The sequence below is a fragment of the Phocaeicola faecalis genome (assembly GCF_021730445.1).
In the GTDB taxonomy this organism is placed as follows: Bacteria; Bacteroidota; Bacteroidia; order Bacteroidales; family Bacteroidaceae; genus Phocaeicola; species Phocaeicola faecalis.
On the sequence record NZ_JADNRM010000020.1, the window covers coordinates 45,340 to 70,006 of the forward strand.

Annotated in this window: 18 protein-coding genes; 1 reads left to right on the forward strand and 17 read right to left on the reverse strand. The window is 41.5% G+C overall.

The features are described from left to right. Positions 1–83 precede the first annotated feature (83 nt). From IR173_RS15680 to IR173_RS15700, 5 genes are all read right to left on the reverse strand, one after another. Entirely contained in the window at positions 84–1,124 is a 1,041-nt protein-coding gene (locus tag IR173_RS15680; protein ID WP_237040455.1) for a DHH family phosphoesterase, read from the reverse strand. Positions 1,125–1,173: 49 nt separating this feature from the next. Further along, positions 1,174–3,108, reverse strand: coding sequence for a ComEC/Rec2 family competence protein (locus IR173_RS15685; RefSeq protein ID WP_237040456.1), 1,935 nt, complete (start codon positions 3,106–3,108; stop codon positions 1,174–1,176). Positions 3,109–3,244: 136 nt separating this feature from the next. Then, a complete protein-coding gene (rpe, locus tag IR173_RS15690) occupies positions 3,245–3,898 on the reverse strand; it encodes a ribulose-phosphate 3-epimerase (RefSeq protein ID WP_237040457.1) in 654 nt (217 codons plus the stop codon). Positions 3,899–4,210: 312 nt separating this feature from the next. Continuing rightward, positions 4,211–5,479 carry an outer membrane beta-barrel protein gene (locus tag IR173_RS15695; protein ID WP_237040458.1) on the reverse strand — a complete coding sequence of 423 codons (1,269 nt, stop codon included), beginning with the start codon at positions 5,477–5,479 and terminating at the stop codon, positions 4,211–4,213. A gap of 2 nt (positions 5,480–5,481) precedes the next feature. Next, positions 5,482–6,024 carry an RNA polymerase sigma factor gene (locus IR173_RS15700; RefSeq protein WP_237040459.1) on the reverse strand — a complete coding sequence of 181 codons (543 nt, stop codon included), beginning with the start codon at positions 6,022–6,024 and terminating at the stop codon, positions 5,482–5,484. A 158-nt stretch (positions 6,025–6,182) separates the two neighbouring features. On the opposite strand from IR173_RS15700, the gene IR173_RS15705 reads away from it, so the two are divergent. Continuing rightward, entirely contained in the window at positions 6,183–6,929 is a 747-nt protein-coding gene (locus IR173_RS15705) for a NigD1/NigD2 family lipoprotein (RefSeq protein WP_237040460.1), read from the forward strand. A gap of 128 nt (positions 6,930–7,057) precedes the next feature. On the opposite strand, the gene fmt is transcribed toward IR173_RS15705, so the two are convergent. The 12 genes from fmt to IR173_RS15765 form a co-directional block, all read right to left on the reverse strand. Then, a complete protein-coding gene (fmt, locus tag IR173_RS15710; RefSeq protein ID WP_237040461.1) occupies positions 7,058–8,032 on the reverse strand; it encodes a methionyl-tRNA formyltransferase in 975 nt (324 codons plus the stop codon). An 11-nt stretch (positions 8,033–8,043) separates the two neighbouring features. Next, the gene (locus IR173_RS15715) at positions 8,044–9,843 is read right to left on the reverse strand and encodes a chloride channel protein (protein ID WP_237040462.1); all 1,800 of its coding nucleotides are present in this window, start codon (positions 9,841–9,843) and stop codon (positions 8,044–8,046) included. A gap of 6 nt (positions 9,844–9,849) precedes the next feature. After that, complete coding sequence (locus IR173_RS15720; RefSeq protein ID WP_237040463.1) at positions 9,850–10,425, reverse strand: L-threonylcarbamoyladenylate synthase; 576 nt, start codon at positions 10,423–10,425, stop codon at positions 9,850–9,852. A gap of 148 nt (positions 10,426–10,573) precedes the next feature. Continuing rightward, the gene (gene nagA / locus IR173_RS15725) at positions 10,574–11,737 is read right to left on the reverse strand and encodes an N-acetylglucosamine-6-phosphate deacetylase (RefSeq protein ID WP_237040464.1); all 1,164 of its coding nucleotides are present in this window, start codon (positions 11,735–11,737) and stop codon (positions 10,574–10,576) included. Positions 11,738–11,845: 108 nt separating this feature from the next. Next, the gene (locus IR173_RS15730; RefSeq protein ID WP_237040465.1) at positions 11,846–12,400 is read right to left on the reverse strand and encodes a hypothetical protein; all 555 of its coding nucleotides are present in this window, start codon (positions 12,398–12,400) and stop codon (positions 11,846–11,848) included. Positions 12,401–12,407: 7 nt separating this feature from the next. Then, positions 12,408–12,779: a DUF3244 domain-containing protein gene (locus IR173_RS15735; RefSeq protein ID WP_237040466.1), complete on the reverse strand. Its 372-nt coding sequence runs from the start codon at positions 12,777–12,779 to the stop codon at positions 12,408–12,410. A gap of 152 nt (positions 12,780–12,931) precedes the next feature. Continuing rightward, the gene (locus IR173_RS15740) at positions 12,932–14,671 is read right to left on the reverse strand and encodes a tetratricopeptide repeat protein (RefSeq protein WP_237040467.1); all 1,740 of its coding nucleotides are present in this window, start codon (positions 14,669–14,671) and stop codon (positions 12,932–12,934) included. Positions 14,672–15,017: 346 nt separating this feature from the next. Next, complete coding sequence (locus IR173_RS15745) at positions 15,018–15,542, reverse strand: hypothetical protein (RefSeq protein WP_237040468.1); 525 nt, start codon at positions 15,540–15,542, stop codon at positions 15,018–15,020. Between the two features lie 34 nt (positions 15,543–15,576). Beyond that, positions 15,577–18,765: an efflux RND transporter permease subunit gene (locus IR173_RS15750; RefSeq protein WP_237040469.1), complete on the reverse strand. Its 3,189-nt coding sequence runs from the start codon at positions 18,763–18,765 to the stop codon at positions 15,577–15,579. Beyond that, on the reverse strand, positions 18,762–20,246 hold the full coding sequence (locus IR173_RS15755) for a TolC family protein (RefSeq protein ID WP_237040470.1): 1,485 nt from the start codon (positions 20,244–20,246) through the stop codon (positions 18,762–18,764). Before IR173_RS15755 ends, IR173_RS15750 begins: the two co-directional genes overlap by 4 nt. After that, a complete protein-coding gene (locus IR173_RS15760) occupies positions 20,233–23,313 on the reverse strand; it encodes an efflux RND transporter permease subunit (protein ID WP_237040471.1) in 3,081 nt (1,026 codons plus the stop codon). The genes IR173_RS15755 and IR173_RS15760 overlap by 14 nt, the downstream gene beginning before the upstream one ends. 46 nt (positions 23,314–23,359) lie before the next feature. Further along, complete coding sequence (locus IR173_RS15765) at positions 23,360–24,427, reverse strand: efflux RND transporter periplasmic adaptor subunit (protein WP_237040474.1); 1,068 nt, start codon at positions 24,425–24,427, stop codon at positions 23,360–23,362. Positions 24,428–24,667 lie beyond the last annotated feature (240 nt).

Genomic DNA, 24,667 nt, shown 5'->3' on the forward strand with positions numbered 1-24,667 from the left:
TCTTATTCTGTTATAATTTCGGGCAAAAGTAATAAATCACCCGCAAACTTTTATATTGTTTTTAGGCAATTATACTAAAATAACTATTTTTTTGCCAACAATAGCTCTTCATACTTCAATAAAGCCTGTTTAAACAAGTCTATGGCTTCTTCCATCGTGCCATAAAACTCACCTCCCGAAGCATTCAAATGCCCGCCTCCGTTGAAAAAATCAGCGGCTACCTTATTACAGGGGAAGGTACCGACCGAACGCAAAGAAACTTTAATCATATTTTTCTCCGTATCTTCGCGCAAGAAAGCAGAAAAACGCACATTCTTAATAGAAAGGGGAATATTCACAAAACCTTCTGTATCTCCCTTCACATATTGAAATTTGCCTTGTTCCTCTTTCGTCAGCCAAATCAATGCCGAATTAAATTCGGGAAAGACCTGCATCTTATCATAAAGCACATACCCCATCAGGCGCAAGCGTCCTTCGGAATACGTATTATATACTTTGCGGTAAATCTCATCCTTGTCTATACCTTTCGAAAGAAGTTCACCGATGATGAAATAAATTTCCCGGCTATTCGAATTATAAGTGAAACCGCCCGTATCTGTCATCATTCCTGTATAAATACATTCAGCCCCTTCTTTGGTAATATCTTCAAAATACCCCAAACGGCAAATCAAACGGAATACTAGTTCGGAAGTAGAGGAAATGTCGGGATGAGAAATGACAATCCGACAAAAATCGCCGGGATAAAGGTGATGATCTACCATCATCTTGCGCCCTTTTGAAGCAGCGACAGCATCCGCCATTGCATCAATACGCGACAGGACATTGAAGTCTAAGCAGCAGATAACATCTGCCTCAGCTATCAACTTATCGGCAAACTCTTTATATTTATCGTAACGGATGACATCTTTTGCCCCGGGCATCCAACGCAGGAAATCGGGGAAAGCATTGGGCACAATCACATTCACAGTCTTCTCTTGCGACTCAAGGAAATGGCATAGCCCCAGTGAAGAACCCATCGCATCTCCATCGGGAGATATATGAGTGACAATTACTATTTTTTCAGCTCTCTCAAACCATTTCTCTACATGGTCAATATTAGCTTGTGAAATTACTTTTGATAACATATATACTTCTTTTCTTTTGAAATGGCAAAAATACAAATTTATTCTTTATTCACAGAAGAATCCGGAAAGAACCTTTCTCTGAAATATCAATATAATCCAAACCCAAGGTCTTACACTCCTCTTTATAGGCTTTTGATTTATAATCGCTGAGTGAGGCATCCAAGACTATCTTCTTTATTCGGAACAGTTTTTGCAATGGAGCAATCTTTCCTTTATATCCTTTACACAGATACATATAATCAATATTCAACAGATTTGTGGCGGACTTGTTGTGCCAATACCCATCAGTCACCATACAAATATTCATGCCTTTCCAATGGACAATCCCTTCATGACTCCATACCCTCTTGTCTTCATAGTCGGACAACAGCAGACGGGGTGTCGGCATTTTCTCGCGTCTCCAATAGGTTTCGCCGATGTTTTCCATATAAACATAGGTGCTGTCCTTCCGGTTTGAATATAAATAAGAGGAATTGTCCGCCTCTATAAAATGGACGGCAGCACAATTATACAGATTATAGAACACTATGGAAGGAGTGGTTGTATGAGGCAAATGAATATAGAACAATAGTGCCAGAATCACATTTATTCCTGCAAATACCCTGATCAACGCTCTTCTGCACCTGTTAGCCCAATAGTACAGGCCCAGTATGAAGAGCCCGTAGAACAAGCATACTTCCAACGAAGACAAATACAGCGAATCAATAAAGGCCGAAGGCAATCGGCTGATAGTCCATGTACCCCAATTCAAACATTTAATAACTTCTTCCAGCACAAACAGAATGTAATGATGAAGTCCTGCGACCGGTGCAAAGACAAAAGCCAGCAATGCCAAATAAATAATAATAGGAATCAATGGTGCAACCAGCAGATTAGCCAATAAAAAGTAAAGAGAGAAACCGGAAAAATAGTACATCACCAATGGGGCCGTACCTAATTGTGCCGCCACAGACACTACTGCTATTCCCCAGACATATCTCAAGACACGGTTGCGGATAAACCACAGCCGGTGCAATTCTGTATAACATACCGAAATAGCCAAGACCGCCATAAAAGAGAGTTGAAAACTCACATCAAACAAATAGAAGGGAGAATATAGCAGCATAGAGAATGCAGCTATTGCCAATATATCCAGAGGTTGTCCCCTTCTCCGTCCCAGCGCTCTGAGCTCGACCAACATACACATGATAACGGCACGCACCACCGAGGGCATCAGCCCTGCCACAAAAGCAAAACTCCATAACAACAGCGTGACAACTATCCATCTCAGAATACGCATTGTCTGATTACGGCAAAACGGCCGCAATACACACCCTAACAGAAACCAAAGTATCCCGACATGAAGTCCTGACAATGCCAACACATGGCTGATACCCGCCACCGAATAAGACTCCCGTAACTCATCACTCAACTCTTCCTTATATCCCACCGTCAATGCAGAAAGCACGGCAAACTCCTCTCCTTTGAATCCCCATTTCCGATAATACCCTACAATTTTATCTCTGCAAGCCAAAGCCTGTTGCTTGACGCTGAGCACACGCGGTCGGTCCATGATATGCCAATATCCGGCATACACATACGCCGTACCGCTAATCTGTTTCCGCAACAAATAAGAGGCATAATCAAACTCATACGGATTACCTGCGTTATGCGGAGGATGGATTTCACTATAGAACAGGATATGCTCCCCACTTTGCAAGGCTTGCGACAAACTGTCCCTATAAACATATAGCAATATCTGCTTATGCTCCGTCTTCACCTTACATACCATCGTTTTCTCCTTAGCCACCGGAGGTTCTAAAACGACACCTTGATACATTTTCTTTTCCGGCACCCACTCACAATTTACTTGATTCCACTGTATCTGTGTCACCATACTTCCCAAAACCAGCAGAAACAGACCGACCGTTCCTCCAAAAAGCCACCGATAGCGGTAAGCGCTTGTCTTCAGCATCCACAGAAGAGCGGCAAAAAGCACAGCCATCACCCCAAAGTGCATGGACAGTAAATTCAAAGACCGAAAGTAAGTGTCGGATAAAAAAATTCCGACTACCAATGGAATGGTCAGCCGGAATATAGAACAAGGCTTCAAAGCCGAAGATAATCGCACCGCCGGATAATCAAAGATTCTTCAACTTATGAATCATTTCTCCCATATCAGGAGCTTTGAATACCGCATTTCCCGCCACGAGGACATCCGCTCCGGCTTCCACCAGCAGCTTACCGGTTTCCAGATTCACTCCTCCATCTACTTCTATCAAAGCCTGCGAACCGGTACGGGCTATGAGCTCGCGCAGTTCTCTCACTTTATCCAATGTATGTGTAATGAACTTCTGACCTCCGAATCCCGGATTTACACTCATCAGCAAAACCATATCCACATCACAGATTATGTCCGCCAACATAGCAACAGGAGTAGAAGGATTAAGTGTTACAGCCGCTTTCATGCCTGCATCTTTTATCTGCTGCACCACTCTGTGCAAATGTATGCATGCTTCATAATGTACATTCATCATCATGGTGCCCAAGTCTTTCACTTCTTTTATGAACTTCTCAGGGTTGACAATCATCAAATGCACATCCAACGGTTTTTCCGTCAGTTCTGCTACATATTTCAATACGGGAAACCCAAAAGAAATATTAGGTACAAACACGCCGTCCATCACGTCAATATGCAACCAATCAGCTTCACTGCGATTGATTTGCTGTATGTCTGCCTGCAGATTAGCAAAATTGGCAGACAGTAAAGAAGGGGATATTAGAGGTTTAGCCATAATTCACTGTTCTTATTTCTTAGCATATATGTTGCAAAGGTACGACAAAAAAATGTGTTTACTTACGAATATCCGGTAAAATTGCAAATATTACATGAAGCCTGTTTAAATTTTCCTCAATCATAATCTTACAGTTGGCCACTTGACCGGTAAGGCACACTTCACACATATATACGTGCAGGCTTATGCGTACGTACGTGTAGACCGATGCGTATATACGTGTAGGCTGATGCATACGTACGTGTAGACCGATGCGTACGTATGTGTAGAAAATGCGTACGCGCACCCTTATTCTGCCGGCTAGCAGTGAAATTATTTATTCAGAGTAAACCGCACTCCCAATTGAATATTAAAATTAAAAGGATGCTCTTTACGAATGGTCTGCCAATTACTGCCGTCATCAAAATAATAAACCACACCGGGCTCAGCATAAATGCCCACCTTATCTGTAATCTTAAACTGTGCTCCGGCAGCAGCCGACAACGACCATTGCAATGGTTTCACATGAATATTTTCGTTTGTTGCGTCTTTGTCCTGCTTATTCACAATACCCACCTTGTGCATCGTGCCCGCAACACACTTTTCAACCATTCCCCCGGCCGAAGCATAGACCTCAAAGCGTTTACTGCTCCACAAACGGCGGTCTACCTTTAAAGGAATTCCGACATAATGCAAGCGTTGCTCTTCTTCAAAATAAGAATCTTGAGAACCGGAACGTAAGTCAGTGGAAAGCAGAGTATACGTCACCCCTGTCTCAATGCCCCATTTCTCATCCAACTCAAAACGAAGAGACGCACCGAATGTGACAGGCATATGGTGCTCCACCTTTGTACTATTATCGGCATTCAGATTAGCAAAATAAACAGGCTCGGTCACCTCACCTCTGGCTTCCAAAGAAGCATAAGGTGAATTTTTCTTCGGTCCTTTATTCAATGGTGCCAGACTTCCGTATCCCGAATAATTCATATTGGAAGAAAAAGGAACGTTACCGGTGGAAATGCCGACCGACCACTTCCTGTCTCTTGTCTTCCGGGATGCAGCGTAGGCATAATAATTATTGCGTCCGGCAGATTTTGCAATCGGTTTCTGCTTGGGCTTCTCTCCTACTGCCTGTTTCGTTTCTTTCTCTTCTTTTTCCGTTGTCTCGGTTTGTTTCTCTTCTACCGCTTTTTCAGTCACCGCCTCATTATTATTAAATGCAGATACAGCTTTCTGCATAACAGCCTCCACACGGCCCGCTTTGTTTTGTGCCAATGCCACTGAGGGAACGATATGTGTCACTGAGGGACGGACAGGAATTACCTCCTCCATATCCGCCGAAGGAGGGAGAGACGCAACCTCAACAGATTTTCTTTCTATATATTCTGCCGAAGGAGAATGCCAAAACCATACGGTCACTGACGATATGACCACCAGCACGGCAATTGCTGCTACTGCCTGCCAGCGACGCCACAACGGAATAATCTTCGGAGTACCATTAAGCTCCTTCTCCAACTGATTCCAAAGATCAGCAGGAGCCGGTTCGGAATAGTCCTCCATCCGATGGCGTAAATTTTTTATCCATTTATCTTTCTCTTCCATTCCTATATCCTCTTTCTATAATCATTAATCTTCTTTATAAGTAAACTTTTGGCACGATACAATTGCGATGAAGAGGTATGCTCCGTTATTCCCAACATCTGAGCTATCTCTTTGTGTCCTTTCTCTTCAAATACGTATAGATTAAAAACGGTTCGGTAGCCTTCCGGCAATTCTTTTATAAACTGCATTAATACAGACTGGGGAATCTGTTCCATTGTATCATCGTCCCCATCCACCACGTCAGGCAACTCTTCCACTACAACTTCCTGATTGGCCGAAGACTTTTTGCGTAAATAGCCCAAAGCTTCATTTACCATCACACGTGCAAGCCATGCTTTGAGTGACCCTTCTCCTTTGTAGGTAAACTTGTCGAAAGAACGAAAGATATTCAAGAAACCATCATGCAAAACATCTTGTGCCGTCTCTCTGTCACCAATATAACGAACACAGATAGCCATCAATTGTCCGGCATAACGCTCATACAACTGCTTGCGAGCAAGGTTATCTCCCTTACCGCATCGTTTGACCAACTCTGTTTCATTCATTGTTTGTGACACTATTTTATTCTATAAATGATGAGACTGCAAAAATACTGCATTAATGAAGCATATTTTTTTGCTTAAGCAGATTTAACACTTCTAGAAGCAGTAAACACGCAGTCTGTACATTTATGCCATAGAAACACTCAAAAAGGAATAATGAAATGAAGCATATAAAGAATATAGCAGTCCTACTCTTTCTGTCGATTGTAGTCTGCATGACACAAGCATGCAGTCAAGACGAAGACATAGATGATATACAAAACTGTATAGATAATTATAATGCAGACATGGCCATCATTGTCAATCCCATTACCTTGTCGGGGAGTACTTTGATTGATACCGACTTGAACGGATATACTTATATAGCCAACCCGCAAATCTTGTCTGACAATAAGATGAACCAAAAAGGGCAACGCATATTTTATACATACTCTACCATACCTCAGAGTATAGGTGCCGACAACATTCCTTATATTACTATTATTCAAGTAAATAAAGTGCTGACCAAAGAACCTGTTCTCTTAGAAGAAAATAATACGAAAGATTATGGTGCAGACCCGATTGACATTAGCGGGCAAAGCATAAGCAAAGCGCATCTCAACTTACGTTACACCATTTTAAACGGAGGTAACCAACTCATAGCACACACCATCAACTTGGTCATTGCCAAAGATGCCCGGCCTGACGCACAGGGATATTTGAGTGCCGAGCTGCGCCATGATGCGGCCGGTGACCTGCAAATCAATGCCAACAGTGGTTATGTTTCATTCACATTAGAGAATATGCCGGGATTTAAAGAAGGTACATTGAAGGGATTTAAGATAAAAACAAGAACTATTAAGAATGGAACAGATATCGTAGAAGTAACGATGAACAACAATAAGAAAAGTCTGAATTTTAATATCTAAACCATAACCTCAACCCAAAAACTAAACGACCGTTATAATATAATGCCTTATTTATTATAACGAAAGGCGCAGCCGGCAAATGCCATCCTGCGCCTTTTTATTTTCCATCCGCGTTTTGCTGATAAATCTTACTCTACACGGTTGTCATTAGCTGTCCTGTAACCTCTTAAGAAATCCGCAACGTGCATACGCTTCTTTCCTGCCAGCTGTAAAGACAATATATTGATGAAACCATCTTTCACCGCTATTTGGAAATCAGTCTTTAAATCTGTACGAATCTCCCCTATCTGCATATCATGCTGACAAAAGATTTTCTCAGCCTCATAAATCTTCATCACCTGCTTGCCGGCCCCGCCCATATACAGTTCTGTCCATGCAGCCGGATAGGGAGATAAACCGCGAATAAAATCATAGATTTCTTTCACGCCTTTACTCCAGTCTACTCGACACGTTTCCTTAAAGATTTTAGGAGCCGGGCGCAATTCCGCTTCCGCCTGCATCAGTTCTTCTTGCGGGATAGCCTTCACCGTACCGGCAAGAATAGCATCTACCGTTTCAAGCACCAACTCCCCTCCCAACATCATCAGTTTGTCATGCACAATTCCCACATTATCCGTATCGGCAATAGGCACACGCACCTGCTGTATGATTTCGCCGGTATCAATTTCATGCTTCAAAAAGAAAGTGGTTATGCCCGTCTCAGTATCTCCATTGATGACTGCCCAATTGATGGGAGCCGCCCCTCTGTACTGCGGCAATAAAGAAGCGTGAAGATTAAACGTTCCCAAACGAGGCATATTCCAAACAACTTCGGGCAACATTCGGAATGCCACCACAATCTGTAAGTCAGCCTGCAATGAGCGCAGTTCTTCGACGAAAGATTCCTCTTTCAACTTTTCCGGTTGAAGCACGCGCAATCCCTGCGAAACTGCATATTGCTTTACAGGACTAGGCTGCAACACGCTTCCGTGACGCCCCATCGGTTTGTCGGGCATCGTTATCACACCCACTACATTGTAACCTCCTTCAACCAAGCGTTTGAGACTCTCTACCGCAAAGTCGGGAGTACCCATATATACAATTTTCAAATCTTTCTTTTCCATACTTATAACTATTAATCTGCAGAAAAATCCACCAAAACCTGACGGTATGAGTTGAATATCTTCGACTTAGAAACAAATCCCTTATATTTGCCGGCCTCGTCTATCACAGGAAGATTCCAAGCCTTCGTATCATCAAACTTCCTCATAACTTCTTCCATCGAATCATTGACATAGATTCTGGCGGCAGGTGATACCATAAACTTTTCTACCTTGAAACGATGATATAACTCCTGACGGAACATAATGTTTCTGATATCGTCCAATGCCACGATGCCCAGCAACTCTCCATTCACATCCACAACAGGAAATAAATTACGTTTTGCCTGCGAAATGACCTTTACCATTTCACCCAAATCCATATCGGGGCGGACTTTCTCAAAGTCTGTTTCCACTACGCTTTCGATATTCATCAACGTCAATACAGCCTTATCCTTATGATGAGTCAGCAACTCCCCTTTTTTAGCCAGACGCATGGAATAAATACTATGCGGTTCAAACACCATAATAGTAAGATAAGAACTGACAGACACCATCATCAAAGGTAAAAACAAATCGTAGCCTCCGGTCAGCTCTGCAATCAGGAAAATACCCGTCAAGGGTGCATGCATCACCCCCGACATCAATCCTGCCATCCCCAACAATGCAAAATTCTTTTCCGGAATATACGGACCCAAATGAAATTCATTACAGAAATGGGCAAAGATAAATCCGGTGATACATCCCAAAAACAAGCTGGGGGCAAAAATACCGCCACAACCGCCACCGCCATTAGTAGCACTAGATGCAAAGACTTTGAACAGAATTATCAATGCCAGATAAATCAGCAACAGACCGCCATATCCATAAAAGATTGAGTTATTCATCACCGTATCCCAATCCTGATTGGATACCCCGTTGAGCAATAAGTTAATCGTATCGTATCCTTCACCATAAAGAGGCGGAAAAAGGAAAATCAGGATACTTAGCATGATACCGCCGATAGCCAGTTTCACATACGGACTATTATAACGACGGAATACATTTTCCACCGAATTCATGGCACGGGTAAAATACAGGGAAACCAATCCACAAGCAATACCCAACAAGATGGCCGATGGGATACGCTCCATTAGAAACGGCTCATCCATGTGGAATTTAAACATAGCTTCCGAACCGGTAAGGATATAAGAAACCGTAGCGGCCGTCACACACGACACCAACAACGGCAACAGAGAAGCCATCGTCAAGTCTATCATCAAAACCTCCAAGGTGAATACCAATCCGGCAATAGGAGCTTTGAAAATACCGGCCACTGCTCCTGCAGCACCACATCCCACCAAAAGCATCAGCGTCTTATGTTCCATCTTAAAGACACTGCCCAAATTGGAACCGATGGCAGAACCGGTCAGCACGATAGGTGCCTCAGCCCCCACCGACCCACCAAAACCGATGGTAATGGCACTTGCAATCATGGATGACCATGTATTATGCCGCTTGATACGGCTCTGACGCCGCGAAATGGCATAAAGAATCTTTGTCACACCATGGCTGATATCATCTTTCACAATATAACGAATGAATAAGCCGGTCAAAAAGATACCCACCACAGGATACACCAAATACAACCAGTTCACCCCTGTCGAGTCAAAATTCTCTGTCAGGAACTCCTTAATCCATTCCACCAGAAATTTCAGGAACCAGGCTGCCAGCGCAGTAAAGATACCAACCAAAAAGCTCAGTATCAGAATGAAATGTTTTTCCTTTATCCTTTGTTCGCGCCACAAAATAAAGCGCTGCAATAAACTCTTCTTATCTTCTATTATAGCATCCATTCTTTCTTATTCTCTTATAATCTTCACTTCTCCTCCTTTACCCAGCTTAATAATACTGGAAGGTCTCGGATGTCCGACTTCATCTTGTCTATAACCGACAATATAGTCTACCGCCTGTTTTACTTCCTCACTTATCTCACTGAAATTGGCAGGTGAAGGCTGGCCGCTAATGTTTGCCGAAGTAGAGACTATTGCTTTACGAAAGCGGAAACAGAGCTCCTTAGAGAATTCTTCACTTGTCACACGAATACCGACACTACCATCTTCCGCCAACAGGTTTTCGGCCAAATTACGAGCACCGTCATAGATAATAGTCAGCGGTTTGGTAGCATAATCCATCAAGTCCCATGCAACTGCAGGCACATCCCGTACATAGAAATCAACTTTCACCGAACTGTCTACCAGTACCAACATCGCCTTACTGTCTGCACGTCTCTTTATGTCATATACACGCTTCACAGCTTCTGCATTAGTTGCATCGCAACCTATTCCCCAGATGGTATCAGTAGGATAAAGAATTACCCCGCCTTTCTGCATAACCTCACAGGCTTTCTTCACATCTTGTCTAATCGCTTCGTCCATATCGATTTTATTGTTTGGGTTTTCAATTCTACGAATTGCAAATGTAGCAATTTTCCCATTGATAACGACTACTAAAACTAAAAAAAGATGCCTAAACAATTACTTCGAACTGTTTAAACATCTTCCCCAAACTATTTAAAGAGTATATTTAGAACAATGTATTCGTTACTTCTATCAGATTACCCATTGCCCATGCAGCACGGATATTCAAGTCATGGTCTAAAATCAACAAATCGGCATCCTTATCTTTTTGCAATGACCCTTTTCTGTCATCTACTCCCATAATGCGTGCCGGAGTTTCCGAAACCATATTAATGGCATCGCCCAAAGGAATGCCGGCTTTAACCATCGTACGTACCAATACATCCATTGTAGCAATACTTCCTGCCAGTGAAGAACGGTCTGCCATCTTGCATACGCCATCCTCGATAATTACATTCGAATCAGTGATTTCAACTCCCTCGGCAGCGGCATAAGCCAGCGCATCAGTCACCAGACAAGTATGGTTCACCCCTTTCAGTTTATAAGCCAACCGCAAAATAGTAGAAGGCAAATGAATACCGTCAGCAATAAGTTCGATGGTCATTCCATCTGTCAGATAGACACTCTCCACCGTTCCTTCATATTTATATTCACGGCGTTTATGAAATCCCGGCATTGCATTATAAAAATGGGCCGCATGAGTATATCCGGCTTCATAAGCAGCTTTGATACCGTCATATTCAGCCTCGGTATGGGAAACAGCAGCCACTATCCCTTTAGATTTCAGATAGCCGGCAAACTCCAAAGCTCCCGGCAGTTCGGGAGATGAATCCCAGCGCTTGATACAATTGGTTTCATCCAACAATGAGGTATATTCTTCTTTATCCGGATTTTTCACCTTACCGGCAAACTGCTCACCTGCCATCTTAGGATTCAGGTAAGGCCCCTCCACATGAAGTCCCAATACCGGACTGTCTTTTTCTTCCATCAGCTTTTCGCATACACTTACGGCTTTACGAATCTCTGAAAAAGGAGAAGATGACAATGTAGGGAAAATGCTGGTGGCACCGTGTCTCTGATGTGCTTTGACTGCTGTGCGGAATGCCTCTTCCGTACACTCTGTAAAGTCGTGACCACCGCCTCCATGAGCATGCATACATACAAATCCGGGGACAATATACATGCCTTTGGCATCAATCAGATTAGCACCAATCAGTGCTAAATCGCAGTTAGTAACTTCAAGTATTTTATTATCCCGCATCAACACCGAACCTTCGTCCAGCCAACCCTGTGGGGTAAATATCTTACCATTGATAATTTGAGTTAACATGATATGTAAGTATTAGAATGTTTATTGACCTGCAAAGTAAGACATTTTATTTTATTCCTCTTTATAAAATTGGGATTTCTTTCTACTTTTTCCAATCGGCCATACAAACTATTCCATGACATTGGCCATTATCTTCATATATTTTTCTTTCACTTCCACATCATTTATAGGATTGCCCATCGTTATCACTTGGTCTGCCTCATCTAACAGAAAAGTCTGCGTATGCAGTTCTTTTGAAAATTGATTGAGATGGTTAAACAAATCTGTTTCATCCACACAGACAGGGTAAATAAAATGATTACGCTTTGCTATGTTGCACAGATTATCCCTATCTTTTGTATTAAAGTAAAAGACAAAAAACACATCATTTCCCGTCAAAGAGTCAACTTCATGGATAAACGTTTTCCAACGGTCGAAATGAAATTCATTCTCCTTACAGCCCAAGGAGTCTACATAGGTTACAATCTTATATTCAGAATGGGGAAAAGTAAAATGCACGGTATCACGTCCCTGAATAGTAAAAGTCGAATAGGAAGGAAAAGCCAATGCTTTCCCTTCCCACTCTTTAACCAAACGTGTATTCTTCTCCTTTTCTGTCTCTTTACAAGCACAAAACAGACAGAGAAACATGAAGAGAAGCAATGATGAGCTTACATGTTTCACTTCGTGGCTATTCTATTTTAAATGTGCCACTTAGGTACGTACCTCGCGGTGTCGTTATAGTTATAATATAAGTGCCTTTTGAATAACCACTTATATTAAAAACTTCAGGAGTAGAATCAATAAATGAAATAGTACGCTCTTCCATCTCTTGATTGTTTTCTTCTGATGCAACCGTCACTGTAGCATCAGAAAGGTCAACATAAAAAGTAATGGTAACTTGTGTACCTTGAAGATAAGCTTCTACAGGGAAAGAAGCAGACCGGAGGTCATCCATTTCAAAAGTTCCCTTAAAATCGATATCTTTAGGGATCTCATATATTTGTGCCCATGCAGACACACTCAACAGCATAAAAAAGCAAGTCATTAATACGTTTTTCATAACAAATGGTTTTATAACAACTGCGAATTTAGAGAGCATTTTCCCATCATCCAAATAATCATCCCATTGATTTGCGACATAAGCTTTTGCTGATTATCAATAATATACATTAAAAGAACAAGCTTTTTTGCGACAAAACTTGAATAAAACACCTACCGTATTTCTCTCAATTCTAATATATAGGTGGTAAAATCATCTTTACTACCTTTAGAAAATCCAAATTTCTCGCATATACGATAAATCCATCGTTCTTCTGAGCGCAACTGTATCTTTAACAAATCAGAGATTTCATCATCAGAAAAATCCAATGCCTTTAAATAACAAACATCTCTTTCTCTCCCTGTCAACTGATATCTCTCCAATAATCGACTGGCAAAATTATTATAAACCAAGTCTAACCAGATATGTAGCTTCTCTCTATCTACAGCCGGGTCATAAGAAGGAAGCTCTTTAGATTTCAATTTCATTATCACTTCCAAAGCTTCAATATATTCCAGCGGGATATCTTTATCTTTCGACTTACAAATAATTTCCAATCTACGAATACTGACATCTTTCTGCTTCTTTTCAGCTTCCAGCTGCACAATTTGTAACTGCAATTTTTCTTTCTCCCCATTATGCATGGTATCATCTTCTGCTATTTTTATTTGATTAGCATCAATCCTTGCCTGCAATTCAGCCTTTTCTTGCATATTCCGTAATAATAACTTTTTATTATTCCTTCTATTAATAATAAGTATCAGATAGATACTTCCAATCAATATGATTATTGTGGTAATAGAAATTAAGATAGTAAGATACCAATGATTACGTATTTCCGCATTCTTATTTATCAAAACAGCCCGATCATATTTCTTTTGCATTGCCAATAATTCAACTTGATTCACACGATTACGTATAGAGTCCGTCAATGATATAAAGTTCGATAAATTAAACAATGCATTCTTATAGTCGTTTTTTTGAGAAGCCTCAACATACCATGAATAATATATTTTAGCTTTTATCTCCAAATCCGATTTATCTAAAGCACACTGCCATAAACTATCTACCTTTTCCCGATATCCTTTTTTTGAATATATATCAGCTAGCAAAAGCAATGTTTTATAATTGGCTTTATGTATTTTCCCTCTTAAAACCTTTTTTAAATATTGTTCCGCTTCTGTCCATTGTTTCTCTTTTCCTAAATATGCTCCTATATTATAATAGATTTTAGATTGAAGAGCAGAATCTACAGATGGAACAATTTCCAATAAATCAGAATAAGATAACTTTGCACTATCTTTATTTCCCCAATAATATTCTATATTGGCTACGTTCATTAAGTTACTAGCTTTCCACTCTAACTGACACTCATGTGTATTTATCAAAATTGCCTTTTTAAAATAAGAGACAGCTAAACCATAATTATCATGCTTTTGATTCAAATAACCTAACCCAGTATAAATAAAAGAAGTAATCCTATTATCCTTTATTCTCGGAATATAGCTTTCCGCTTCTTTATAGGCCAACATAGCTTCCTCATCCTTACCCATATCTTTTAATACTCCCCCTTTATATAACAATGAGGCTGTTCTTTTTTCTACATCTTTATCCTGATAATATTCGACAGCGATATTAATCAATGAATCCGAAGTGGCGATAATGTTGGAACGATATTGCGCTTGTGTTAACAGCAATGCATAATCTGCCCGCTCTTTTCCCTCCAAAGCTTCCGGCATAGTGATAGACTCTAATACTTTTAAAGCAGAATCAGGTTCATCCCACATTTGTTTTTCTGCCATATCCAATGCTGTTCTCACCTCTTTATGACCACAAGAGACACAAATACATAGGATTATCAACAACATACCAAGCACTTTACAACATGTCAACTTGTTGTTCTTCTCTACCATATACATAACTTTTTGTTTTTTATAATAAGCTTAAGCGTATACAATATTACAATTACCCGATAATACCACCAAATAATTTTATACTAATCTTTCCGATTCATACCAATTCAGCGATATTAGTATCTAAATAAACGTTCAAGGAAAAATGTACATACGTATGTGTAGCCCCATACGGACGTATAGGTTAGACTAAAGAATAAACGTAATGATTTTTACAACCCTGAAAAAATCTTCAGGGTATAGAGCGCACGCACTTCTTATCCAACAGGAATATTATAACAACAATCAATCATTGGGAAAAGCCAACTCATCACAACATCAAGAAACTCGATATAAACAAAACAGCTCATCTACAAAAACGATGTCCACAGTCTTTACATCTACGATTCACATTACAACGCTTGCTAGTACCTAAAATAAAAAGTATAAGAGCGATAAGCAATATCGCAATCATAAGCATTGACACTGTAGGAGAAGAAAAAACATTACTTAAAGGAGTTAAAAAGTAACAGCCTGCAATAAGCAAGGAAAATAGAATAAACATTGATATGGCTGTTCGGTGTTTAAGATACGGAGTGATACTGACAATATTTTCGCTACCACACTTCGGACACCAACAGACCGACTGTGCCTTTCGCTGACTTTCAATTATTGAAACTATTTTTGCAGCCTGGTCATAATTGTCTTTAGACACATAGATTGCAATGCCTTCATTGGGACCGTGAGCTCCATGATGCCCATATTGCTTTTCATCATGCCGATAAGAAGTAATACCTGATGCAAACAATGCATCGGTTACTTCATCAGCATAAATTGAATTATCACACTGTACCAACAATATTTCAACTTCTTGAATACTTTTATTCTCCATCACAATAAGTTACGAGTTATAACCATCATCATTTTTATCTCTTTATTCTTTCCGACTTAATTCTTCTTTTCTGTTTCTTTAAAGAGAATATAGGCAAGAACATGAAAATGCCAAGTATAGAAGCTGTCAACCCACCAATCGTTCCGGCTGCTAACGGAAACCAAAAGGCCTCTTTTCCCTGACCAATCATAAAAGGAATAAACCCTAAAATGGTAGACACAACAGTCAGGAAAATAGGGATAATCTTTGAATTCCATGCTTTAGTATACGCCTGCACATCCGACAGTAACGGATAACGTCTGCGAATGGAGTTATACTCATTCAAAATATAAATACTTGCATTCACCGTTATACCGCATAATAGTACAAAAGATGCAAACCCACCCTGGTCAAAGTTCAAGCCAAAAAGATAGAACGTCAAAAATACGCCAATATACGAAATAGGAATCACAAAAATGATAGCCAACGGTTGCTTGAGTGAATTAAACAAAATGCTGGTGGTAAAGAAAATAATCGCAATCACTATTAAGAGCAATGCATATTGTGCATTGTCCTTCTTTCCCCATGACCACTGTTCCTGCTCATCTTCCGCCGTATATCCCATCGGCAATATCTTATTAAAGGCTTCCAAATCCTTTTTCAACAGTTTCCTTCCTTGCTCGGAAGAACCGATGTATTCATATTGCAGACACAGACGATACTGCTGGTTCTCTTTTGCCACCTTCTGTGGAGACTGTCCTTTCTCTACCGTTGCAAAATCCGCCAATTTATAAGAGTGTCCGTTTATCATCAAAGGAACATTTACCAACCCCCATACATCATATTTCTGCCCCTGCATGGAAGACAACTTCAACCATTCTGCCTGATTTTCAAACAATACACTTCCGCAATAAATATCACGTCCGAACACAGGGCCCAAGGCATTGAACAACTGTGTAGCCGTAATATTCTCCTTGGCCATCCTTTCCCTGTTCAAGTCAAGATAGAATTCACTGTAATCGTCCTTCCACCATGAGAATTCCGAATTAATAATCACCTCTTTTATTCGACGATGCTCCAAAAGTTTTTCTTTCAAGCGGTCTCCCCAATAGGCCAACTCATCATAATTATATCCGTACATCTTCACCCGGAAACTTCCCGCGCTCTCACGCACATCATTGTTAAAACCCTGGTCTTGCAAGCCATATACTCCCCAGCTTCCTCCTCCCAATGTCAAAGCTTTGCTGATAATGTTAGACTTCAATGTATAAGGAAATCCACTGTGCTCCACTTCTTTCGTAAAATAAATCTGTAAGTTTGCCTGCCGTGCACTATATATAGATGTCTGGAACTGCCTAATCTCTTTAAAGTCACTCAGATAAGTCTCCATCTTCTTGACCAATGCATTCATTTGCTCCAAGGTACTTCCGTTAGGCAGATTGGCATTCACATACAGCACCACTTCCCCCTCATCACGATTAAAGTAACTGCCTTCGTACACTTTCTCGACAAAAAGACGCAAGCTGCCTCCCAGTGCCTTGTCCACTATCGGCTTCACTTTCTCTTTATATGTGGAGTTACTGAATACTTTATTATAATATTCGGCAAATTTTCCTTCACCTTCCATCTTCTCCGGCAACATAAAGACGGGCAAACCAAAGCCCAAAGCCAATAGAATGCAAGCTATCACCCTAAAACGACACAGATAATAAATGAAACCTTGATAGAAACGGGTGAAATAAACAGCAAAACGCTTCATCCAAGTGCGTCTGTGCTTCTTCTCCTTTTTCTTCTCCAAGCCAATCTTGTCAATCATAGAAGGAACAAAGAACAAGGCTACAAACAATGAAACGGCCAGATTTATGATTACCACTGCTGCAAAATCCTGCAAGTTCAGCCGAATCTTTTCATCGAGGAAGAAAATAATGACTAATGCCCCGATGGTGGTTAAGGTAGCAGCCAACACAGAGACAAATGCCTTTAAGTTCCTACGGTGCAAAATATGGTCGGTCATGACAATCGTATTGTCTATCACCAAATTAAGAGATATGGTAATACCCGCCAAAGAGTAAAGCTGCATTTCCAGTCCGAATGTATAATAGAAAATAGCCGCTACGGATATGTTGATAGTCAAACTGGTGACTATCAGAAACAAGTAACGCAAATTGCGGGTTATCAATGCGACAAACAGCAATAAAATCAGTACAGTCAGTCCGGTACGGAAATAAATCTTATCCAACTCCTTTTGGATATATTCTGTAGCATCATAACCGATATGCACTTCATATCCGGCCGGCATCTTCGCCTGCAATTCCGCCATACGCTCTTTCACCTGGCGGCTCAATTCCAACTGATTGGCCGTTTCTTCGGCCGTAATATAAAGATAGATAGAATTCAATCCATTGATGCGGTAATAACTCTGCGGTTGTTCTTCCACATGCTTTACTTTTATCAACTTATCCAGTGTGACCACCGTGCCGTCTCCCGCCTTCAGTTGAATGACATCGGGCTCAAACTCCGTTTCCTTACCTGTAGCAGTGCGCACCACCCGAATCCAATCCTTATTATCCGGACCTTTCTCTATAGAACAAATACCCAGAAATTCTTTTTCGTAATGGCGGTTGATGGCGACCTGTACATCTCCCAGTGTTATCCCCAAACGAGACAACTGTTCACTGTCATATTCCAATTGCCATTCCATCGGAGTAGCCCCATTCAGCTCCACCTTATAGATGCCTGCCAATTGCCCCAGTACCGGCTTTATATTCTCCTCGGCATAGTTCTGAATCAAGATAGGATTGGAAGGGGCATTGAGAGTATACGTCATAAATGGCCGCGACGCTTTATCATCCGACCGGCGGGTACTAATCTGAGGATAACTTACTCCGTCAGGAAGTTGCGCCCACGTTTGGCGGATAATGGTTGACACCTCAAAACGAGCGGCATCAATATCCGCATGCTTATCCAGTTCCAGTGTTATGCTTCCTCTTCCATTGTCGGAAGTAGATATTACATTTTTTATTCCGTTTACCCTTGCCAGCATCGATTCCAGTTTACTGGTCACTTCAGCCTCTATCACTCGTGATGAGTTACCCGGCATCCTAAATGAAATAGTCAGCCCCGGCAAGACACGCGACGGCGCCAGTTTGACCGGTAATAACGGAACCAAAGCCAAACCTATCAACGCCAAACAAACAAAAGTTACTATCAGCGTAAACGAAGAGAAAGTACGAGAGTTGCTCATCGATACATACCTACATTAAAATCAAACTTATCAGACAATGAAAATCCCGAAGCAAAGTCGTGCAATGTCAGTTTCCGTATCTTATAATAATTCAACCAATAATTCTGCAAAGCTGAAATATAATTCTTCTGCGCTTCCTGCTGGCGGTTTAGCGAAAGAGTCAGACTGTTCACATCCGCTTTACCGATAATAAAGCGTTGCCGTGTCTGTTCATAGGCCATTACCGCCAAGTCCAATGCTTCTTCGGCACTGGTAATCAGGCGTTGCTGGATATTAAAATCACTTACAGTCATTATAACCTCTTCTTCCACACTAAGCTCTTCCTGGCGTGCGGCAATCTTTACCACATTCAGGTTATTCTTTGCCATGTTGTATTTTCCTTTTCTTACTCCCCAGTCCACCAATGGAATAGAAACACTCACCGACACCAAATCCTGTTGCAGAGGATGGCGGTAGGCATCCCCGAACTTATCTGCCACCTGATTGAATCCGACACTGGCATTCAGGCTGGCATTAAAACGAGATTCCACCTTAGTCTTGTTCACATTCTGTTCCGCTTCCAAAATATTCTGGCGTTGTTCCAGAAAAGAGGGATTGTTCTCTTTTGCTTTAGCCAAAGCCACATCTACCGGAATCTCCATTGCAGAAGGGCGGCCGGGCAAAGACAATTCGATAGTCGTATTCTTATCCAGATTCAGAAAAGAGGCCAATGAGAACATGGCACGCTTCAGTGCAATCTGTGCATTTTCCAATGTGTTATGCGCATTTACTTTATCCAATTCAAGAGTCAATAAATCGGCACGTGAAATGGCTGCTATTTTATGACGTTGCAGTCCGATGCTGTACAGGGTATCACTGGAGACCACATTCTCTTTAGCCAATTGATAGTCGGCTTGAGCCATCGCCAATGCAAAGAAGTAAGTGACCGCCTCTTCTGACACCGTTTCCGTATTGTAAATGAATTGTTTCTTTACCTTTTCATATTTCAACGGCTCAATCTTACGGTCCCAACGAAATGCATTATACCCCAATAAACTCTGCTGATAACCTACCCGGATAGGCACACTGGAATATTGAGTAGACTTCGTATCACCAAAGTTGCGCATAAAGTCGAGTTGGGAATCTATATAGAAGGTACCGCCTGTCCAGTCCAAATTCTGCCTAATACTCAGTCCACCACCGGCACTGAACATCTGCTGTTCACGATATACGTCCATATCCTCATTTGAATCATAACGCTGAGTGATATAGCGATAATACTTTGCCGGAGTCAAATCGAGCGTCAGACTGGGAAGACGATTCGCCTTATACGTTCTGAATTCCCAATAACCCGATAAATACATGTTCTGATATCTGAATGCCGACAACGAACTGTCATTCGCAATCTCTATCGTATGTTGCAAATCCAGCTTCACCGTCTGCTGTGCCTTTGCTCCAAGCGATAAAAGACACCCTATAATCCATATACTAACGTACTTCATTTTTGTCATGTTTTCTATAAATAAACCAATATATCAAAGGAATAATGAACAAACTGACCAATGTTCCCACTACCATCGAACCAATCATGGCAATAGACAATGGTTTTTGCAATTCCGACCCCATATCCGAAGTAAACAACAATGGCACCATTGCAAAAATAGTAGTCAATGACGTCATGATAATGGCTCTCAAACGCCTTTTACCCGCAGTATGGATAGCCTCAACCAAAGGCACTCCCGCCTTGCGTAACTCATTAATGGTGTCTAGTTTCAAAATAGAGTCATTCACCACAATACCGCAGGTTACAATGATACCAATGGCCGACATCAGGTTCAGCGTATGCCCAAGCGCCCATAAGGTAATCAAAGCAAAGGCTGTGTCAATCGGTATTTCCAACAACACAATGAGTGGCTGCAAGAAACTCTCGAACTGTGCGCACAAGATAAAGTACATCAATAAAAGTGACACAAACAGAATGACAGTCAGTTCGCCCATCATCTTTTCATTCGAGAAGAAACTACCTGAGAAATCAACTTCCCATTCATTCTTTTCTTTAACTGTTTCCTTCACCTCCTTCATAAGTCGTGTCGGATTTTCAACATCATAAAAACTCAACGGAATATATTCCCCATTCTTACCGGCCGTAATGCTCTTCAAATCCTCTGCCGGGACAATAGACACCAACTCGCTCAGCGGAATATAATTCACCTGTCTATTCTTATCAGGCAACGTTTGAACCAAAGTTTCATTCAGAATACGGTTTACACTCTTTTCTTCTCCGGCAATGCCGATGGGCAAGTATTGCTGGTAAGAACGCAAGGTAGATACTTTATTTTCTTTAAAAGCTGTGCGCAACACTCTGGTAAGCTCTTCATAGGCTATGTTATACAACAACAACTTTTCCCGGTTCACCACCAAGTTCAACTGATTACGGAAAGCAATACCTGTCGGTGTCATTCCCGTTGCTTGAATAACATCCTTTTCCAATTGCTGTAACTGCTCGGCTTCGGGAGCTTTTGATTTATTGGCAACATGAAGTTCAGCTACGATATCTGCCTCTCCTGTTACAAATAACTTCTCGAAAATAGTTTCGGGGGGAGAAAAAGAGACCACTGCCAAAGGATATTTCTCTTCCACTTCTTTTGTCAGCAAATCCTGCAATGGAAGTATTTCTGTCGGTGTCCCGGTCTTAAAATAAAGCTCCGCTTCAGTGGAAGACAACTCACTTCCTCCATTCAATATATAATCCTGCATACCCACGTAGGCCGTATGCTCAGTCACCTTACCATCCGTCAGTTTCATCAACTCGTCCACTCTTCTGTTATTCTCGTCCACATGAATGTTTTCATTCCATTCGATACGCATTATCAATTCATTCTGATCTATCTCCGGCATCCTTTCCTTTTCCATAAAATAGAAGAAGAACACACAGACTGGCAAAGTGGCCAAAGTACCCAACAGGCTAATCTTCTTATGAGAAAATACCCAATCGATACCTTTATCATAAAAACCCTCCAGCCATTCATTTTTCAACAGATTATCAAATCTCTTGGACAAGAAGCTCTTGCTCCGTATGCCTGCTCTGTAAAATAACAGATAAAGCACCGGCAAAAGCATGATGCCGGTAACATACGAAATCATCAATCCCACTGTGATAGAAAAAGCCTGGTCCATAAAGATAGCACCTGCAATACCGCTCATAAATATCAACGGCAGGAAGACGGCAATGGTCGTCAGTGACGAACTCAACATCGGAGTAATCATTTCCGTAGTTCCCACAGCACATGACCGCTTCAATGAATATCCCCGCTCCCGATACTGAGAAATATTCTCCGTCACGATGATGGAGCTGTCAATCATCATACCCACAGCCAAAATCAAGCCCGACAATGAGATGACGTTCAACGAGACATGACAGAAATAGAAGAAGAAAAAAGTAATGACAATAGAAGTCACCATGCTGATACCGATTACCAACGGCGAGCGGATATCGCCCAAAAACAATATGGCAACAATGAAAATAAACAAGAAACCTAAAGACAAATTCTGTTGCAAGTTAGAAATGGTATAATCCAACAATTCCGTCTGGTTACGGCTTACACTGAATTCAATATCGGGATAAAGAGAAGCAAAATAATCGGTCGTTTCTTTCAACTTCTCTTTCATTTCATCCATATTCTCGTCACTCTGCTTTATGATAGCCAAGGTCACCGCTTTTTTACCTCCGGCAACGGAGAGCCCGCTTTCTTTTTGTGAGACGACATCCACTTTGCAAAGTTCCTTCAATTGCAAAATACGGTCTCCCTTACGAATATAGATATTCTTCACATCTTCCGGAGTACGGAGCAGCGTAGCGATACGGATATTATATTCATAATACCCATCTCTTACCAGCATACTTCCCGGCTCCACATTATTGGAAGCCAATGCATTCTCGATATCCTCCACCGTGATACCCGTCATGGCCAGTTTATCTTTATCGGGAACTATCTGAAGCAGTTTCCCGGGAACCCCCGTAATATCTGCCATTGCCACTTCGGGCAACTGTTCGATACGGCGTTTAACCACATTTTCCGCCAATTCGCACATATCCAGAAACTGTTGCTCATTCGTGCCCTCATAAGGCCGGTCATTCTTCAGTGTCATGTTCAGATAGAACACCGGAATATCAGTTGCACTAGCCTTTATTGCTTTAGGACGCGCCACCTCTTTGGGCAGGCTGTTCATGGCAGCATCAATCTTTTCATTGACCTCTATAAACGCCAAATCCGTATTGACACCAAACTCGAACTCCATGCGGATAATACCCGCACCGTCACGAGTCTCACTTTTTATTTCTCTCAATCCGGCCACCTGCAACAATTGTCTGCGGACCGGTGTAACGACCGTATTCTCCAGTTCACGCGCCGAAGAGTTTTCCCCCGATACCTGAATGGTAATTTGGGGAATAGCGATATCAGGCAGCAGAGATACTGGCAATGAGAAGTACGTCACCAGCCCGACAATAAAACAGGCAGTGAACGCCATCAGCACGGCTATAGGACGTTGTAATAAGAACTTTACCATCTATTAATTCTTTTCAGATTCTTCAATTCATTCAGAATGACAATTCTCAATTCTTAATTACCTTGACCGGAGCTTCATGTGCTAAATTTACATTACCGGTAGCTATCACTTCCATTCCTTCCTCCAGACCGTCTGTGATAGTATATTCTTCCATATTTTCCAGTCCGGTATGCACATAGTTCCACATAGCCTTACCATCTTTCAGTGTAAACACCACCTGCTTACCCGAACGCAGGACAACAGCCGTTTTAGGAATCACCAGCTGCTCTCCTACCGAACGCTTCACACTGACTCTGACATTCATTCCGTCAAAAAGTTTATTGCCTCCATTCACCCGCGCCTTTACACGCACCATACCGTTTTCGTCCACCAGCGGATTGATTTCACTGATATTTCCCTGACGTACACCGGCAGCGGAAGCATAAGGAGTCACTTCCACTTTATCCCCTACCTTAATCAGAGGCAGCTCACTTTCGAGCACAGTGAAATCAACTTCCATCGTACCGGCGTTAATCACCCGGCAAAAAGCTTCAGATGTTTTTGGGATGTTATGTTCTTTTTCGAAAAGATTGGCGACAACGCCATCAAAGGGTGCCACCAGCGTAGCTTGTTCCACATCATATTTGGCAGACTCATATTGGGCTTTACTTTGCTCATAACCACTTTTTACTTTTGCCAATTCCAATACATCGGCCGGCACAGCTTTCAAGTTGTCGGGTGCATACCCCTGTCCTATCAATACATCCTGCATCTCCAGTGTAGACTGGGCCAGTCCATTCTTCTGCTGAGCCAACGTATTATTCAGCTTAAACAAATCAAGTTCGGCTATTTTTTGCCCCTTACGCACCACATCTCCATTTTTCACCCAAACGTGGGCTACCACTTCTGCAGTGCGGAAATACAGGTCGGCATAATCCTTTGCCGTCACTTTTCCATTACTGATTAGTTCATGATTGAACACTCGTTTTTCCAGCGGTACTACCGTCACCTCATTGGGTAATGAGGGCAATACAGTTTCCACACCTTCTTTTTCCTTAGAATCTTTCTTTTCATCAGAACAAGCTGCCATTGTAGTGGCCAGCACCAGCCCATAAGCCAATATGTGTAGTTTCATAGTCATGTTATTCTTGTTTTAAAGGCAAATAAAAATATTATAATTGAATAAAGCTCATTTTTACTCTTCTTTTTTTGTTAAACTTTCCTTATTAGGTATTTATACAACTCAGCCAAAATAGGAATATCAAAGTAATTTCTTTATTTCCTCCCTCATTTGCCTGATGGCCGTGGATTGCACCTTCGGCTCTTTCTCCATTACCATCCTTGCAGCCTGCTCCAGTTTTTGCCGTTGATAAAA